General features: G+C 68.0%; 12 protein-coding genes. 7 read left to right on the top strand and 5 right to left on the bottom strand.

Going from position 1 to position 16,174, the window contains the following annotated elements:
* Window positions 1–37: 37 nt before the first annotated feature.
* Both icmF and IV088_RS17255 read left to right on the top strand, forming a co-directional pair.
* Window positions 38–3,331 carry a fused isobutyryl-CoA mutase/GTPase IcmF gene (icmF, locus tag IV088_RS17260; protein WP_291104713.1) on the top strand — a complete coding sequence of 1,098 codons (3,294 nt, stop codon included), beginning with the start codon at window positions 38–40 and terminating at the stop codon, window positions 3,329–3,331.
* Between the two features lie 197 nt (window positions 3,332–3,528).
* Window positions 3,529–7,542, top strand: coding sequence for a PAS domain S-box protein (locus IV088_RS17255; protein WP_291104710.1), 4,014 nt, complete (start codon window positions 3,529–3,531; stop codon window positions 7,540–7,542).
* A gap of 6 nt (window positions 7,543–7,548) precedes the next feature.
* Here the strand turns inward: IV088_RS17255 and IV088_RS17250 are convergent, their stop codons facing one another.
* Window positions 7,549–8,664: a DUF6352 family protein gene (locus IV088_RS17250; protein WP_291104708.1), complete on the bottom strand. Its 1,116-nt coding sequence runs from the start codon at window positions 8,662–8,664 to the stop codon at window positions 7,549–7,551.
* Between the two features lie 50 nt (window positions 8,665–8,714).
* Here IV088_RS17250 and rocF point away from each other — a divergent pair, with 50 nt between their 5' ends.
* On the top strand, window positions 8,715–9,644 hold the full coding sequence (gene rocF, locus IV088_RS17245; protein ID WP_291104706.1) for an arginase: 930 nt from the start codon (window positions 8,715–8,717) through the stop codon (window positions 9,642–9,644).
* Between the two features lie 70 nt (window positions 9,645–9,714).
* Window positions 9,715–10,353, top strand: a complete 639-nt coding sequence (locus tag IV088_RS17240) for a LysE family translocator (RefSeq protein ID WP_291104704.1) — start codon at window positions 9,715–9,717, stop codon at window positions 10,351–10,353.
* Window positions 10,354–10,476: 123 nt separating this feature from the next.
* Here IV088_RS17240 and IV088_RS17235 read toward each other — a convergent pair whose 3' ends face one another.
* On the bottom strand, window positions 10,477–10,776 hold the full coding sequence (locus IV088_RS17235; RefSeq protein ID WP_291104702.1) for an antibiotic biosynthesis monooxygenase family protein: 300 nt from the start codon (window positions 10,774–10,776) through the stop codon (window positions 10,477–10,479).
* A 137-nt stretch (window positions 10,777–10,913) separates the two neighbouring features.
* On the bottom strand, window positions 10,914–12,548 hold the full coding sequence (locus tag IV088_RS17230) for a choline dehydrogenase (protein WP_291104699.1): 1,635 nt from the start codon (window positions 12,546–12,548) through the stop codon (window positions 10,914–10,916).
* A 230-nt stretch (window positions 12,549–12,778) separates the two neighbouring features.
* On the opposite strand from IV088_RS17230, the gene IV088_RS17225 reads away from it, so the two are divergent.
* Together IV088_RS17225 and IV088_RS17220 are read left to right on the top strand one after the other, a co-directional pair.
* On the top strand, window positions 12,779–13,630 hold the full coding sequence (locus IV088_RS17225; RefSeq protein WP_291104696.1) for a 3-hydroxybutyryl-CoA dehydrogenase: 852 nt from the start codon (window positions 12,779–12,781) through the stop codon (window positions 13,628–13,630).
* Window positions 13,631–13,745: 115 nt separating this feature from the next.
* Window positions 13,746–14,285: a hemerythrin domain-containing protein gene (locus tag IV088_RS17220; RefSeq protein WP_291104694.1), complete on the top strand. Its 540-nt coding sequence runs from the start codon at window positions 13,746–13,748 to the stop codon at window positions 14,283–14,285.
* A gap of 30 nt (window positions 14,286–14,315) precedes the next feature.
* On the opposite strand, the gene IV088_RS17215 is transcribed toward IV088_RS17220, so the two are convergent.
* Together IV088_RS17215 and IV088_RS17210 are read right to left on the bottom strand one after the other, a co-directional pair.
* Window positions 14,316–15,257, bottom strand: coding sequence for a pyridoxamine 5'-phosphate oxidase family protein (locus IV088_RS17215; RefSeq protein ID WP_291104691.1), 942 nt, complete (start codon window positions 15,255–15,257; stop codon window positions 14,316–14,318).
* On the bottom strand, window positions 15,254–15,886 hold the full coding sequence (locus tag IV088_RS17210; RefSeq protein WP_291104689.1) for a glutathione S-transferase: 633 nt from the start codon (window positions 15,884–15,886) through the stop codon (window positions 15,254–15,256). Before IV088_RS17210 ends, IV088_RS17215 begins: the two co-directional genes overlap by 4 nt.
* Window positions 15,887–15,987: 101 nt before the next feature.
* On the opposite strand from IV088_RS17210, the gene IV088_RS17205 reads away from it, so the two are divergent.
* Window positions 15,988–16,174: LysR family transcriptional regulator (locus IV088_RS17205; RefSeq protein ID WP_291104686.1), on the top strand; the 187-nt coding region annotated here is incomplete at its 3' end.

The raw sequence follows: 16,174 nt of genomic DNA, 5'->3' as shown, positions 1-16,174 counted from the left end.
TGCCACCCCTTTTCCGCTACCGACCCAGAGACACACCATGAGCAACCTTGCCGCCGAATACCAGGCCCTGGCCAACTACCGCCCCACGCACAAGGTGCGCTTCGTCACCGCTGCGAGCCTGTTCGACGGGCACGACGCGGCCATCAACATCATGCGGCGCATCCTGCAGGGCATGGGCGCCGAGGTGATCCACCTGGGCCACAACCGCTCGGTGGACGACGTGGTCACGGCCGCGCTGCAGGAAGACGTGCAGGGCATCGCGATCAGTTCCTACCAGGGCGGCCACGTCGAGTACTTCAAGTACATGGTGGACCTGCTGCGCGCGCGCGGCGGTGAGCACATCCAGGTGTTCGGCGGCGGCGGCGGCGTGATCGTGCCGGCCGAGATCCGCGAGCTGCACAGCTACGGCGTGGGCCGCATCTACAGCCCCGAAGATGGCCAGAAGATGGGCCTGCAGGGGATGATCGGCGAGATGGTGATGCGCTGCGACCGCGACATCAGCGCGTACGCCCCCAAGGCCATCGAAGCGATCCAGGGCCACAACGAACTGAACTGGCGCGCGCTGGCGCAGCTGATCACGGCCATCGAGAACAGCCAAGCCGAAGCATCGGTGCTCGACGCGGTGCGCCTGGCCGCCGCAGGCATCAAGACGCCCGTGCTCGGCATCACCGGCACCGGCGGCGCCGGCAAGTCCAGCCTCACCGACGAACTGATCCGCCGCATCCGCCTGGACCAGGACGACGCGTTGCGCGTGGCCGTGATCAGCATCGACCCCTCGCGCCGCAAGAGCGGCGGCGCCCTGCTCGGCGACCGCATCCGCATGAACGCGATCACGCCATGGCAGAACGGCCAGCGCGTCTACATGCGCAGCCTGGCCACGCGCGACACCAGCAGCGAGATCAGCGCCGCCCTGCCCGACGTGGTGGCGGCCTGCAAGGTGGCGGGCTTCGACCTCATCGTGGTCGAGACCTCGGGCATCGGCCAGGGTGACGCGGCGATCGTGCCGCACGTGGACATCCCGATGTACGTGATGACACCCGAGTTCGGTGCCGCCAGCCAGCTGGAAAAAATCGACATGCTGGACTTCGCCGAGTTCGTGGCGATCAACAAGTTCGACCGCAAGGGCGCGGCCGACGCGCTGCGCGACGTGGCCAAGCAGGTGCAGCGCAACCGCGAGGCCTTCACCGTCATGCCCGACCAGATGCCGGTCTTCGGCACCATGGCCGCGCGCTTCAACGACGACGGCGTGACCGCGCTCTACCAGGCCATCAAGGCGCGCCTGATCGAACTCGGCTTGAAGCTCACCGACGGCCACCTGCCGCGGGTGAACGTGCGCCACAGCACCAACCAGACGCCCATCGTGCCGCCCGCGCGCACCCGCTACCTCGCCGAGATTTCGGACACCGTGCGCGGCTACAAGAAGAAGGCGCGCGAGCAGGCGAAGCTGGCGCGCGAGATCCAGCAACTGCGCGCCGCCGCCGACATGCTGGCGGTGGACAAGCCCAACCGGCCCAAGGCGTCCGAGGCCGCCATCGACCTGGCACAAACGCGTGAACTGTCGCAAGACGCAGCCGCGCGCAAGCTGCTCGTGCAATGGCCCGACATGCAGAAGGCCTACGCGGGCGACGAGTACGTGGTGAAGATCCGTGACAAGGAAATCCGCACGGCACTGACCACGAAATCGCTGTCCGGCACCACCATCCGCAAGGTCGCGCTGCCGCAGTACGAGGACCACGGCGAGATCCTCAAGTGGCTGATGCTGGACAACGTGCCGGGCAGCTTCCCCTACACCTCGGGCACCTTCGCCTTCAAGCGCGAGGGTGAGGACCCGACCCGCATGTTCGCTGGCGAAGGCGATCCGTTTCGCACCAACCGCCGCTTCAAGCTGGTGAGCGAAGGCCTGCCGGCCAAGCGCCTGTCCACCGCTTTCGACTCGGTCACGCTCTACGGCAATGACCCCGACCTGCGGCCGGACATCTACGGCAAGGTGGGCAACAGCGGTGTGAACGTGGCCACGCTGGACGACATGAAGGTGCTGTACGGCGGCTTCGACCTGTGCCACCCGACCACCTCGGTGTCGATGACCATCAATGGCCCGGCGCCGTCCATCCTGGCGATGTTCATGAACACCGCCATCGACCAGAACCTGGACAAGTTCAAGGCGGAGAACGGCCGCGAGCCCACCGACACCGAGGCCGCCAAGATCCGCGAGTGGGTGCTGGCCAATGTGCGCGGCACGGTGCAGGCCGACATCCTGAAAGAAGACCAGGGTCAGAACACCTGCATCTTCTCGACCGAGTTCTCGCTCAAGGTGATGGGCGACATCGCCGAGTACTTCGTGCACCACGACGTGCGCAACTTCTACTCGGTCTCGATCTCGGGGTACCACATCGCCGAAGCCGGCGCGAACCCGATCAGCCAGCTCGCCTTCACCCTGTCCAATGGCTTCACGTTTGTGGAGGCGTACCTGGCGCGCGGCATGCACATCGACGATTTCGCGCCCAACCTGAGCTTCTTCTTCAGCAACGGCATGGACCCGGAATACACCGTGCTCGGCCGCGTGGCGCGCCGCATCTGGGCGGTGGCGATGAAGGAAAAATACGGCGCCAACGAACGCAGCCAGAAGCTCAAGTACCACATCCAGACCAGCGGCCGCAGCCTGCACGCGCAGGAGATCCAGTTCAACGACATCCGCACCACGCTGCAGGCGCTGATCGCGATCTACGACAACTGCAACACGCTGCACACCAACGCCTTCGACGAAGCCATCACCACGCCGACCGAAGAGTCGGTGCGCCGCGCGATGGCGATCCAGCTCATCATCAACCGCGAGTGGGGCCTGGCGAAGAACGAGAACCCCAACCAGGGCGCTTTCATCATCGACGAGCTGACCGAGCTGGTCGAAGAAATGGTGCTGAGCGAGTTCGAGAAGATCGCCGAACGCGGCGGCGTGCTGGGCGCGATGGAGACCGGCTACCAGCGCTCCAAGATCCAGGAAGAGAGCATGCACTACGAGATGCTCAAGCACACCGGCGAGTACCCCATCATCGGCGTCAACACCTTCCGCAACCCGCACGGCGACCAGACGCCCGAGACCATCGAACTGGCGCGTTCGACCGAGGAAGAAAAGCAGAGCCAGCTGCAGCGCCTGGCCGACTTCCACACCCGCCACGCGAACGAGGCGCCCGCCCTGCTGGCGCGACTGAAGCTGGCCGTGATTCAGAACAAGAACGTGTTCGAGGTGCTGATGGACGCGGTGCGCTGCTGCTCGCTGGGCCAGATCACCTCGGCCCTGTTCGAGGTGGGCGGCCAGTACCGGCGCAACATGTGAACCCTTCGGGGGGCGCGGCGGTCGCGGGCATCTGGCCTGCTTTTGCAGGCCAGATTTCCCACTGAAACCGGCGGCGCATTGCTAGACTTGATCGCGGCCCCACGTGGGGTCACGCACCGAAGCCCACCCCCCGACCCATGGCCTCACACACCGCGCCGTCCGAGCCTTGCCCCCCGGCGCCCCCGGCATCCGCTGCCATGCGGCCCCGGTCCGGCGCCAGGCCCTGGGGGCTCGTGGCACTGGCGCTGGTGTCCATCGGGCTGCTGCTGTCGCTTTCTGCGGTCCTGCTGGCCGCTCAGCGCGATGCCACCCTGGACCTGGCCAAGGCCCGGGCGCAGCGCGAGGTCAAGCGCCTCGCGGCCGAACTCGACCAGTCGCTGCGGCTGGGTCGCGCCAGCATCGAGGTGGCCAGCCAGTCGCCGCAACTGCAGGCCACCCACCTGCTGGGCGACCACCAACCGTTGGTCGAGGCGCTGAGCCTGCCGTTCGAACTCAGCCTGCTGGACCCGGGGTCGCGGCCCGGCCCACCGCTGCCGGAACGGACCTGGGTACCGGAACGAGCCCGCCAGCAGGCCGACCGCTGGGTACTGCCGTTCCTCTGGCAACAGCCGGGCGCGGGCGCTCCCCAGACCCACGAGCTGTTGTTGCCCCGCGACGCTGTCCTGGCGCGTTTCGAGTCCGAGGGCCTGCCCGCCGGTGGCAGCATGAGCCTTTTCCGGCTGGAGCCGGACGGGGCGACCACGCTGCTGGTGCGCCATCCGCTGGTGCCCGAGGAGCAGGGGCGCAGTTTCCACGGACATGTCGCGACCGCGGTGGCGGCGCAGACCGCCGGGGTGTTTCGGGCGGAGGCCCAACTCGATGGCGTCGAGCGGATCGTTGGCTTTCAGCGCCTGGCTGGCGGAGCCGACCGCATGGTGGTGGTGTTCGCGCTGTCGGTCGACAGCGTGCTGGCCGGATGGCGGGCCATCCTGCCGCTGGCCTGGGGGCTGACCCTGCTGGTGGCCGCCGCCATGGCCTACGGCGCCTGGCGCCTGGACCGCTCGGTGCGCGCCCTGGCCCGCAGCAAAGTCCATTTCCAGACCCTGACCGACCACATGCCCGATGTGGTCGTGCGCTATGACAGCGCCTGCCGGGTGCTGTACGCCAACCCGGCCATCGAGTCGGCCACCGGCCGCAAGCCGGAAGACCTGACCGGCCACTCGGTCGAGTCCCTTGGTGCATCCCCCGACAACCAGGCGGTGTGGGCCGCCTGCCTGCAACGCGTGCTCGCCACCGGACTGGCGGAGACCCTGTACTTCAGTCACAGCGGGCCGGGTGGTGTGCGGCACTGGGAGGCACAGGCCCGCCTGGAAGCCGCACCCGCTGGCGAGGCGCCCACCGTCCTGGTCATCACGCGCGACATCACCGAACGCGTTGAGGCCGAGGCCCAGCGGCACGCGGCCCAGCAGCTCTTTGAAACCGTCTTTCAGTCGGCACCGGAGGCCATGTCGCTCAGCGAATGGGACAGCGCCCGCCTGCTGCTGGTCAACGATGCGTTCTGTGCCCTGTTCGGCCGCGCCCGCGATCAGTTGCTCGGCCAGCCCGCCACCGGCCTGGGTCTCTGGCGATCGGCCGCCACCCGTCAGCAACTGCTGGAAGCACTGGAGCGTGGCGAGAAGGTGCGCGATGTCGCGGGCAGCAGCAGCCGTCCGGATGGGCAGGTCATCCACGTGCGCTACAGCGCAGAACGGGTGGAGCAGAACGGAGAACACCGCCTGTTGCTGATGTTCCGCGACGTGACCCAGCTGGAGCTCGACCAGCCGGCACTGGCGCGGAGCGAGCAGCGCTTCCGGCTGGCGGCCTCACATGGCCAGGTGTGGGAGTGGGACTTCGGGCAGGGTTTGGCCCAGCCCAGTGACGAGTTTTTCGTTTCCCTGGGCCACCCGTCCCCGTCGACCGACCGCGTGGCGCAGACCCTCAAGCACCTGCTGCACCCGGAAGACCGGCCGCGGATGCGCGAGGCCCTGGACCGCTTCTATGCGGGCGGGGCCGACTTTCGCATCGAGTACCGCGCCCGCGATGCAAACGGCCAGTACCACTGGTTCGACACCCGGTGCAACGGCCTGCGCGATGCCAGCGGCCGTGTGACCTACATGGCCGGCACCACCTTCGACATCACCGATCGCAAGGCCCTGGAGGAAGCGCAGCGGCAGACCCTGAAGCACCTGGACACGGTGGCCAATGCCTCGGCCGCCCTGGCCTGGACCGTGGACGCCCAGAAGCACCCGGACTGGCTCAACCAGGCCTGGCTCGACTTCACCGGGCGCGACCTCGCCACCGAGTGCGACACCCACTGGCTGGAGGACCTTCACCCGCAGGACCAGCAGCGCTGCGAGAAGATCTTCGAAGAGAGCTTCGCGGCACGCCGACCCTACAGCACGGAATACCGCCTGCGGCGCCACGACGGCCAGTACCGCTGGGTGCACGAGCAGGGCAAACCCCGGTACGACGCCGACCAACGCTTCATCGGCTACGTGGGCTCCTGCCTGGACGTGACCGATCTGCGGGAGGCCGAAGCCACCGCGCGCGAACGCGACGCGACGCTCAAGCAGGTCTTCGACGTGCTCAAGGACATGCTGTTCGTGGTGGACGCCCAGCAGCGCTTCGTCTTCTTCCAGGCCGGTTCCGAAGAGCGGCTCTACCGCCGGCCGGAGGACTTTCTGGGGCACACCATCAGCGAGGTCATGCCGCCGCCGCTGGTGGCCGACCTGAGGTCCGCCATGGAGAAGGCGCGCACCGACGGTCTGCAAGAACTGGACTACAGCATGGCACTGCCGGTGGGCACCCACCACTTCAACGCCCGCCTGGCCTGGCTGCCCGGCGACGAGCAGTGCATGTTCCTGGTGCGCGACACCACCGAGCAGCAGGCGGTCCAGCGCGAGCGCGAACGCTTGAACGACTTCGTGCTGCTGCTGTTCCGGCTGGCCAACCGCTTCATCAACCTGCCCCTGCAGCAGATGGACCAGGCCATTCAGGAAGCGCTGGGTGATCTGGGCCGTTTCGTCTCGGCCGACCGCGCCTACCTGTTCCACTACGACTTCCAGGCCCGCACCAACTCCAACACGCACGAGTGGTGCGCCGAGGGCATCACCTCCGAAAAGGCCCGGCTGCAGAACCTTCCCCTGGACTGGGACCTGGGCTGGGTGGCCGCCCACCAGCGCGGCGACATGGTGTACGAGCCCGACGTCCAGTCCATGCCGGAAGGCCCGCTCAAGGACCTCCTCATGCCTCAGGGCATCCGCAGCCTCATGACGCTGCCCCTGATCGGCCAGGACGCGTGCCTGGGCTATGTGGGCCTGGACTCGGTGCGCGGAACCCATGCCTACGAAGACGAAGAGATCACGCTGCTGAAGCTGTTCGCACAGATGCTGGTCAACCTGCAGGAGCGCAGCCGCGCCCAGGCGCAGCTGCGCGAACTGGCCGAGCAGCTCGAACAGAAGGTGCAGGAACGCACGCAGCAACTGCACGAGAGCGTGCAGCGGCTGCAGACCGTCAACCGCGAGCTGGAGTCCTTCACCTACTCGGCCTCGCACGACCTGCGCACGCCGTTGCGCGGCATCGAGGGCTTCAGCGCACTGCTGCTGGAGGAACACGCCGCGCAACTGGACGACCAGGGCCGGGAGTACCTGGGTCGCATCCAGCGTGCGACGCTGCACATGTCGCGCCTGGTCAGCGACCTGCTGGCCTACTCGCGCCTGCAGCAGATGGTTGAACAGATCTCGCCTGTGGCGCTGGCGGAGGGTGTGCGCGAAGTGGTGGCCCCTTTTCAGGACGAGATCGAGGCACGCCAGGGCCAGCTGGCGGTGCAGATACCCGATGGGCTGCGGGTGCAGGCCGATCCCAAGGGCCTGGCCATCGTGCTGCGCAACCTCATCGACAACGCGCTGAAGTTCACGCCGGCGGGCGCCGCGCCGCGCATCCGCATCGAGGCACAGGCCGACGGCGACCGGGTGCTGCTGAGCGTGTCCGACCAGGGCATCGGCTTCGACATGAAGCACCACGACCGCATCTTCGGCATGTTCCAGCGCCTGCACCGGCAAGACCAGATTCCCGGCACCGGCATCGGGCTGGCACTCGTGCAGAAAGCGGTGGAGCGCATGGGAGGGCACATTCGCGCAGAAAGCGCACCTGGACAAGGTGCCACCTTCCACATCGAGCTGCCGCGCGTGTAAGCCCGCTCAGGCGGATGCCGCCAGCGGCAGGTTGAGCAGCAGGTTCTGCGGCTTGAGCTTGAGCAGGCCGTCGGCCGTCATGGCCAGCCCCAGGTAGACCGGCTTGCCCTGCAGGTCGGCCCGCATCTGCTGCGGATCGTCGAAGCGCAGGCGGAACAGGCTGATCAGACGCTGCAGGCGCTCGGGCGCCACCTCGTGGCCCAGGTACAGGTCATTGAGCAGGGGGCTGGACTCGGCGTCCAGGCCCAGGTGCCAGCGCCACGACGGGTCGTCCACGCGCGACTCGGGCTGGATCTGCACCGAGGCCCCCAGGAAGTGTTGCACCCACCGCTCCAGCACATGGGCCAGCGCCGTCAGGCCCGAATCCGCGCGGTTCATCGTCAGGGTCAGACCGTGGGGCAGCTCGTTGTGCACCTCGTGCGTGAGGTCCAGCAGAAAGTTGAAACGGCCCTCCCCCGCCTGGCTCTGCCGGTAGTGGGCGGCGTTGTCCTGCCCCAGCACGGCCATCTGCACCACCGGCAGCGCCGCGCCGCCCTGCATCAACAAGCGGCCCATCTCACCAAGCCCGCCGGTCTCGCTCATCATGTCCAGCACCTCGCTGTCGCCGCAGAGCACGCGCCCATCCTGCACGCTCACGCGCTGGCGGCGGAACAGCAACTCGGCCGCACGCCAGTGCCAGGCATCGTCGTCGCCGGCCAGCAGGCGGCAGACGATGGCCTGCGCCAGCAGGTCCAGGAACAGCGGCGGGAGCTGGATCGCGCCGGCCCTGAACAGGCCCAGGTAGGCCGCTTCGAGCGAGCCCGCTGCCAGCACCGCGTCACGCAAGCCGAGGAACAGGCGGACGTTGGCGCGCACGTCGGCGTCTTCGATGGCGTCGAGTTCAGCGGCCTGCACGGCCCGCCGGGGCGATTCCATGAGGGCCGTGTGCAGGGCGGTTTCCCCTGCACAGGACGCCTCCACCAAAGCCAGTTCGGGCCGCTCCAGCCACAGCCGCCAGTAGGCATCGGTGGGCACGAGCCAGCCATGGGCGTTGGTTTCCAGGCGGTCGTGGCCGCAAGAGGTCCAGAAGGGGTGCACGGCAGGGGGAGGAAAAAAGAAACCGCAGCGCGCGGCGGTGGTCAATCGGGCAAGCGATTGTCGGCCAGCGGGCTGACTCGCTTCACAATAAGGACATGCAACACCCCATCAGTCTCATTGGCGTTCCCACCGACATCGGCGCGGGCGCGCGCGGCGCCTCCATGGGGCCCGAAGCCCTGCGCGTGGCGGGCATCCAGGCCGTGCTGGAAAGCCATGGCCTGCAGGTCGCCGACCGCGGCAACCTGGGCGGCCCGGCCAACCCCTGGTTACCACCCACCGAGGGCTACCGCCACCTGGCCGAGGTCGTGGCCTGGAACACCGCCCTGCACGACGCGGTGCATGCCGAGCTGGCACAGGGGCGCATGCCCATCGTGCTGGGCGGCGACCACTGCCTCGGGCTGGGGTCGATCAGCGCGGTCGCGCGCCATTGCCGCGACACCGGCAAGACACTGCGCGTGCTCTGGCTCGACGCCCACGCCGACTTCAACACCGCCGCCCTCACGCCCAGCGGCAACATCCACGGCATGCCGGTGGCCCTGCTCTGCGGCATGGGTCCGTCGGCCCTCACCGGCATCGGAGGCACCACCCCGGCCATCAGCGCGAGCGTGGTGCGCCAGATCGGTATCCGCAGCGTGGACGCGGGGGAAAAACGGCTGGTGCACGAAGCGGGGCTGGAGGTGTTCGACATGCGCTACATCGACGAGATGGGCATGCGCCACACCATGGACCAGGCGCTCATGGGCATGGATGACAACACGCACCTGCACGTGAGTTTCGACGTGGACTTTCTCGACCCCGAGATCGCGCCCGGCGTGGGCACCACGGTGCCCGGCGGCCCCACCTACCGCGAGGCGCAGCTCTGCATGGAAATGATCGCCGACACCGGGCGCCTGGCCTCGCTCGACGTGATGGAACTGAACCCCGCACTCGACGTGCGCAACCGCACCGCCGAGGTGGCGGTGGACCTGATCGAGAGCCTGTTCGGCAAATCCACGCTGATGCGCCAGACGGCGCCGAGGGCCTGAGCCCCGTGAGCGCCGTCCGGCCGCTCCGAAGGCGCTCAGCCCCGCAGTGCGCAGCGCGGAGGGTGGTCCAGTGAGCCTGCAAATGCTGCTGGCCTACAGCCTGATCACCTGGCTCACGGCCGCCACGCCCGGCCCGGCGGTGCTGCTGGCGCTGCGCAACGGCGCCACCCGCGGCTTTCGCGCCGGCCTGTTTTCCACCCTGGGCAACCAGCTGGGCCTGGTGCTGCTGGCGGGCGCGTCCATCCTCGGCCTGGGCGTGATCCTGCACACCTCGGCCTGGCTGTTCACGCTGGTGAAGTGGGTGGGCGCGGCCTACCTGGTGTACCTGGGCACGCGCATGCTGCTGGCGCGCGGCGGGATGGAACTGGACAGCACCGACGGCGGCGATGCGCCGCCCGCCAGCGATGCGCAGATGCTGCGCCTGGGCCTGTGGGTCTCGCTCACCAACCCGAAAGCCATCCTGTTTTTCGGTGCGCTGTTCCCGCAGTTCGTGTTGACCGACCAGGCGCTGCTGCCGCAGTTCGCCACGCTGGTCTCGCTCAGCATCTGCGCCTCGGTGTCGTGCCTGCTGACCTATGTGTGGCTCGCCAGCCGGGCGCGGCACTGGCTGCGGCGGCCGCGCGCCACGCTGTGGATCAACCGCGTGGCGGGCAGCGTGTTCATTGGCTTCGGCGTCGTACTCGCCGGATTGCGCCGGACGCCGGCCTGAATCCGGCGCGCGTGATCCCAACCAAGAATGCCGTGGAACCGGCTTCGCCGGGCCGCAGGCATTGCCCCTTGAGGGGCTGAGCTGGCGACACGAAGTGAGCCAGCGATGGGGGTGGGATGTGACTCAGCTTTTGCTGACCAGCTCCAGGTGTTCCACCACGGGCGGCTGGGCGAAGAACGGTCCCACGATGGCGCGCCACTCGGCAAACGCCGGCGACTGGCGGAAACCCATCGTGTGGTCCTCCAGCGTGTCCCAGTAAATCATCAGGATGTAGCGGCCCGGGCTCTCGATGCTGCGGTTGACCTTGTAGCCCTGGAAGCCCTTGGCATGGGCGATCACGGTGCTGGCACCGCGGGTGATGGCGGCTTCGAATTCGGTGGCCTGGGCGGGATCGATGCGGATGTCGGCGTGTTCAAGAATCATGTGGATGAGCTCCCCCCGCGCCGCTTCGCGTCACCCCCCAGGGGGCGATGTCTGCGGCCTGGCAAAGCCAGTTCCGCGGCATCCTGGTTCGGCAGACACAGCGCGCCGGAGCGTGGGTGTTGAAGGTAGGAGCGAGGTTACCGCAGTCCCGCTGCAGCACGATCGCCGCGCACCATATCGACCGCTTTCTCCGCCATCATGATCACCGGCGCATTGGTGTTGCCGCCCACCACGCTGGGCATCACCGAGGCATCGACCACGCGAAGCCCCGCCACACCGTGCACGCGCAGGCGGGCGTCCACCACCGCCAGCGCATCGGCGCCCATGCGGCAGGTGCCCACCGGGTGGTAGATCGTGTCGGCGTGGTTCCGGACGAACTGTTCGATCTGTGCGTCGCTCTGCGCGCCGGCCGAGGCTTTCGACTCCACCCCGCCATGGCGCGCCAGCGCCGGTTGCTGCAGCAGGTGGCGCATCACCTTGAAGCCGCGCACCAGCCGCTCGACGTCATCCGGGTCCTTCAGGAACGCCGGGTCGATCAGCGGCATCACCTGCGGGTCGGCGCTCGCCAGGCGCAGCGTGCCCCGACTCCGGGGGCGCAGCAGGCACACGTGGCACGAATAGCCGTGGCCCAGCACCGTCTTGCGACCGTGGTCCACCAGCTTGCCGACCACGAAGTGCAGTTGCAGGTCGGGAATGGCCTCCTCCGGCGCGCTCTTGATGAACCCTCCCGCCTCGGCGAAGTTGGTGGTCAGCATGCCGCTGCGGCGGCGTCGCCATTCGAAGATGCCCTTGAGCATGTTCAACACGCCACGCGGCGAGATGCCGAACAGCTCGCGCACCTTCGGCGCGTTCACCACCATCACCACATCGGGGTGGTCGTGCAGGTTCTCCCCCACGCCGGGCAGGTCGCGCACCACCGGGATGCCGTGTTCGCGCAGGTGCGCGGCGGGACCGATGCCCGATAGCATGAGCAACTGCGGTGAACCGAAGGCCCCCGCGCTCAGCAGCACCTCGCCACCGGGCTGGAGTATCAGGCGCTGCGACGCGCCGCGCCCGCCGTCGGCCCGGTATTCCACGCCCACCGCGTGGGGCTGGCCGTCCACCGTGTCGGTGAGCACCCGCGTGGTCAGCGCGTTGGTGATCACCTGCAGGTTGGGCCGCCCCAGGTGCGGCGTGAGGTAGGCCTTGGCGGCGCTGAAGCGTTCACCGTTCTTGTGCGTGACCTGGTAGACGCCCACGCCCTCCTGCTCGGGGCCGTTGAAGTCGGGGTTGTGACGGTGGCCCGCCTGCTGCCCGGCCTGCACAAAAGACGGCAGAAACGGATTGGGCGAACGCAGGTCCATCACGTTGAGCGGGCCGCCCTGGCCGTGCAGCGCGTCCGCGCCGCGCTCGTTGTGTTCGGCGCGCTTGAAGTACGGCAGCACATCGGCGAACGACCAACCCGGGTTGCCTTCGGCGGCCCAGCTGTCGTAGTCCTGCGCATGGCCGCGCGCGTAGATCATGGCGTTGATCGAGCTGGAGCCGCCCAGCACCTTGCCGCGCGGCTGGTAACCCCGGCGCCCGTTCAGGCCGGGTTGCGGCACGGTGCTGTAGCCCCAGCCGTTGAGCTCGTACTTGGCCATCACGGCCAGACCGCCCGGGCAGTGGATCAGCACGCTGTTGTCCGCCGGACCGGCTTCGAGCAGGGCCACGCGCACGGCCGGGTCTTCGCTCAGGCGCCCCGCGAGCACGCTGCCCGCCGAGCCGCCGCCGACGATGATGAAATCAAACATGGGGTCTCCGTTGTGTGGCACGGGAATCGCTTCCCCGTGCAAAGCGCACCACTGTCATGCCACGGCACGGTGTGGCGCGACAATCTGCGGGCAAGTTAGCACGGCCCCCAGGGGCGCCGGTAGGTGCGCCAGCCTAGGAAAGACGCCTGCGGGACGGCCCTTTGGCCCCGACCGCACACCACCCCGGACAATGTATTTTTCGCAACGAACCACACAGGAGTGAACCCTTCATGAGCAGCATTCAAACCGTCGGCATCATCGGCTCGGGCACCATGGGCAATGGCATCGCCCAGGCCTGCGCCACCAGCGGCCTGCGCGTGGTCATGGTCGACATCGCGCAGGCAGCGGTCGACAAAGGCCTGGCCACCGTCGCCGGCAGCCTGGACCGCCTGATCAAGAAAGAGAAGATGACGGCCGCCGACAAGGACCAGGCGCTGGCCCTCATCAAGGGCTCGACGAACTACGACGACCTCAAAGGCGCGCAGCTCGTCATCGAAGCCGCGACCGAAAACGAGGGCCTGAAGGTCAAGATCCTGCAGCAGCTGGACACGCTGCTGGCGCCCGAGGTGATCGTGGCCACCAACACCAGCTCGATCAGCATCACCAAGCTGGCCGCCGCCACGCAGCGTCCCGACCGCTTCATCGGCATGCACTTCTTCAACCCCGTGCCCATGATGGCGCTGGTGGAGATCATCCGCGGCCTGCAGACCAGCGACGCCACGCACGACGCGGTCAAGGCCCTGGCCGAAGCGCTGGGCAAGACGCCGATCACGGTGAAGAACGCGCCCGGTTTTGTGGTCAACCGCATCCTGGTGCCCATGATCAACGAGGCCTTCTTCGTGCTGGCCGAAGGCATCGCCACGCCGGAAGACATCGACGCCGGCATGAAGCTGGGCACCAACCAGCCCATCGGCCCGCTGGCCCTGGCCGACATGATCGGCCTGGACGTGTGCCTGGCCGTGATGAACGTCTACATGGCCGAGTACAACGACAGCAAGTACCGCCCGGCGCCGCTGCTGAAGGAAATGGTGGCGGCTGGCTGGCTGGGGCGAAAAACAGGCAAGGGTGTGTACACGTACTGACCCCAACACCGCGGTTCATCGGAAGCCCGCTTCGGCGGGCTTTTTGTTTGCGCAAGATCAAAATGCCGCGGCGCCGCATCCTCAGAATGAACCCACTGTTTCACAGGAGTTCATCATGAATGCCGCCCCCGTCTCCCTCGCCGTTTTCGAGTTCCTCGACAGCACCCATCAGGAGATCCAGTCCCAGATCAAGCTGTTGCATGCGCTGGTGGATGCGATCGAAAACGATGGCCTGAACCAGGCCAACCGCGGGCAGGCGCGGCGCGTGCTCGACTACTTCAACGGCGAGGCCCGTCAGCACCACCTCGACGAAGAAAAACACATCTTCCCGGCCCTGCTGGACAGCCAGAACCCCGAGGTCGTGCAGGCCACCGAACACCTGATCCAGGACCACGGCTGGCTGGAGGAAAACTGGATCCAGATCGCGCCTTCGCTCGAAGCCGCCACCGGTGGCAACCTGTGGTTCGACACCATGGAGCTGCGCCACGCGCTGGAGGTGTTCGAAGCGCTGTACCTGGACCACATCCTCCTGGAGGAGTCCATCGCCTACCCGGAAGCGAAGAAGCGACTGATCGGCATCGACACCCTGGGCATGGGTCGCGAGATGGCCAAACGCCGTGCGCTGCAGCGCGACGAGGTGCGTGCCAAGGCATAGCCCCACCGGCCAAAGACCTTGCGCCCTCGCCTACCGTGATGGCCAATGCCCCATGCCAGCGAGGTGGGGGGAGCGCTCGGCAGGGCCCCAGCGCAACGGCAAGCCGCCCTGCACGCGCAGGGCGTGCGTGACCTCCAGCCGCAGCAAGCGCTGCGCGCCCTCGAAGGCCGCGAGCTCGGCGCCATCCCACACCACGCTGGCGCGCGCTGCGAGGTAGAGCCGGTCGCCGCGTTCGAAGTCCATGAACAGCAGGCCCGCCAGCGGATGCACCGCGACGTTGCCCAGTGTGTTGAAGAACTGGTTGCCCACGAAGTCGGGCACGGTGAGGCGCTCACCCTCGACCTTCACGAAACCCGGCGCGCCACCTCGGTGCGACACGTCCACCCCGTGGCTGGGCTCGCGCACCACGGCCGCACCGGGGTGTGCGGTGGCAATGAAAAAGGTGTCGGCCGCGCGGATCAGCTCGCGCGAGGCCTCGTCCAGCTCCGCGCCCTGGTGCGCCACCCGGCCCGCCGGCGCGGCGGGTGTCCACACCGGCTCGCGCGCCTGGATGTACTTCGGGCAGTTGCCAAAGCTCTGCCCCACTTCGACCATGAAGCCGTCGTCCCGCAGGTGCGCCGTGCCGTTCATGCGGTTGCGCCGCCGTGTGTGCGGCTGGATGCCCAGTAAGCCGAGCGCCGAGCCTTCTTGCAGCGTGTCCTGCAGCGGGTCGTGTGGCAGCGCCTGTGCGCGGATGTGCAGGTGCCTGGGGTCGGGCGAGTGCATGAAGCCCGGTGCGCCCGCCAGCACGCTGGCCCAGGGCTGGCCCTGGGCGTCCACGCTGCCCACCACCACCAACGGCAGCAGGCCGAAGAATTCGCGGTGCTGGTCGGGCATGTGGTCGCGCATCACGCGCGGGCCGATCTGCGCCAGTTGCGCCTGCACGCCCACGCGCGCCTGCAGGGTCTGTTCACCGGCGTGGAAGGCGTTCATGCTTCCAGTCCCACGGGCGACTTGAGCATGGGCACAAACCCCGGCAGCGCCTCGATGCGCGCGAGCCAGGCACGGATGGCCGGATACGGCTGCAGCGACACCAGGCCCTCGGGGGCGCGCGCCACGTAGGCGTAGTGCGCCAGGTCGGCCAGCGTGGCGCGCTCGCCCACCAGGAACGGCGTGCGGTGGAGCTCCGTCTCCATCAACCCGAGCAGTGCCTCGGCCCGCGCGATCGCGTCCTTCGGGTCGGTCGGCAGCTTGAAGAGCTGCACCACGCGGGCGGCGGCCGGCCCGAAGGCGAGCGGGCCGGCGGCCAGCGACAGCCAGCGCTGCACGCGCGCCGCGCCCACCGGGTCGCGCGGCAACCACTGGCCTGGCGCGTAGCGGGCTTCCAGGTAGACCAGGATCGCATTCGAATCCGCCAGCGTCAGCTCGCCATCGCGCAGCACCGGGATCTGGCCCAGCGGGTTCATGGCGAGGAAGTCGGGGGCTTTGTGCTGCTTCTGCGCGAGGTCCACATCGATGCTTTCGAACGGCAGGCCGAGCAGCGAGAGGAACAATTCAACGCGGTGGCAGTGGCCCGAGACGGGGTTGCGGTAGAGCCTGAGGGTGGGGAGGGTGGGCTTCATGGCGGTTCCTGGGTGATGAGGCCGCCATCTTGTTTGCTGCGGCCAGTTTCACAAATACCCTTTTCCACACATCACTGCTCCGAAAATCGGTTTAATGCCGCATGGACAAGTTCCGCGCCATGGACACCTTTGTGCAGATCGCCGACGCCGGCAGCCTCACCGCGGCGGCTTGGGCGATGGGCACGTCCTTGCCCGCGGTGGTGCGCCTGCTCGCGGCCTATGAGGCCGACCTGGGCGTGCGCCTGTTCAACCGCACCACGCGCCGCATCTCGCTCACCGAAGAGGGCC

Origin of the sequence: Hydrogenophaga sp. (assembly GCF_018780075.1) — a bacterium.
In the GTDB taxonomy this organism is placed as follows: Bacteria; Pseudomonadota; Gammaproteobacteria; order Burkholderiales; family Burkholderiaceae_C; genus Hydrogenophaga.
The sequence above is the reverse complement of the archived record's forward strand: the minus strand, read 5'-3'. Positions and strand labels throughout refer to the sequence as shown.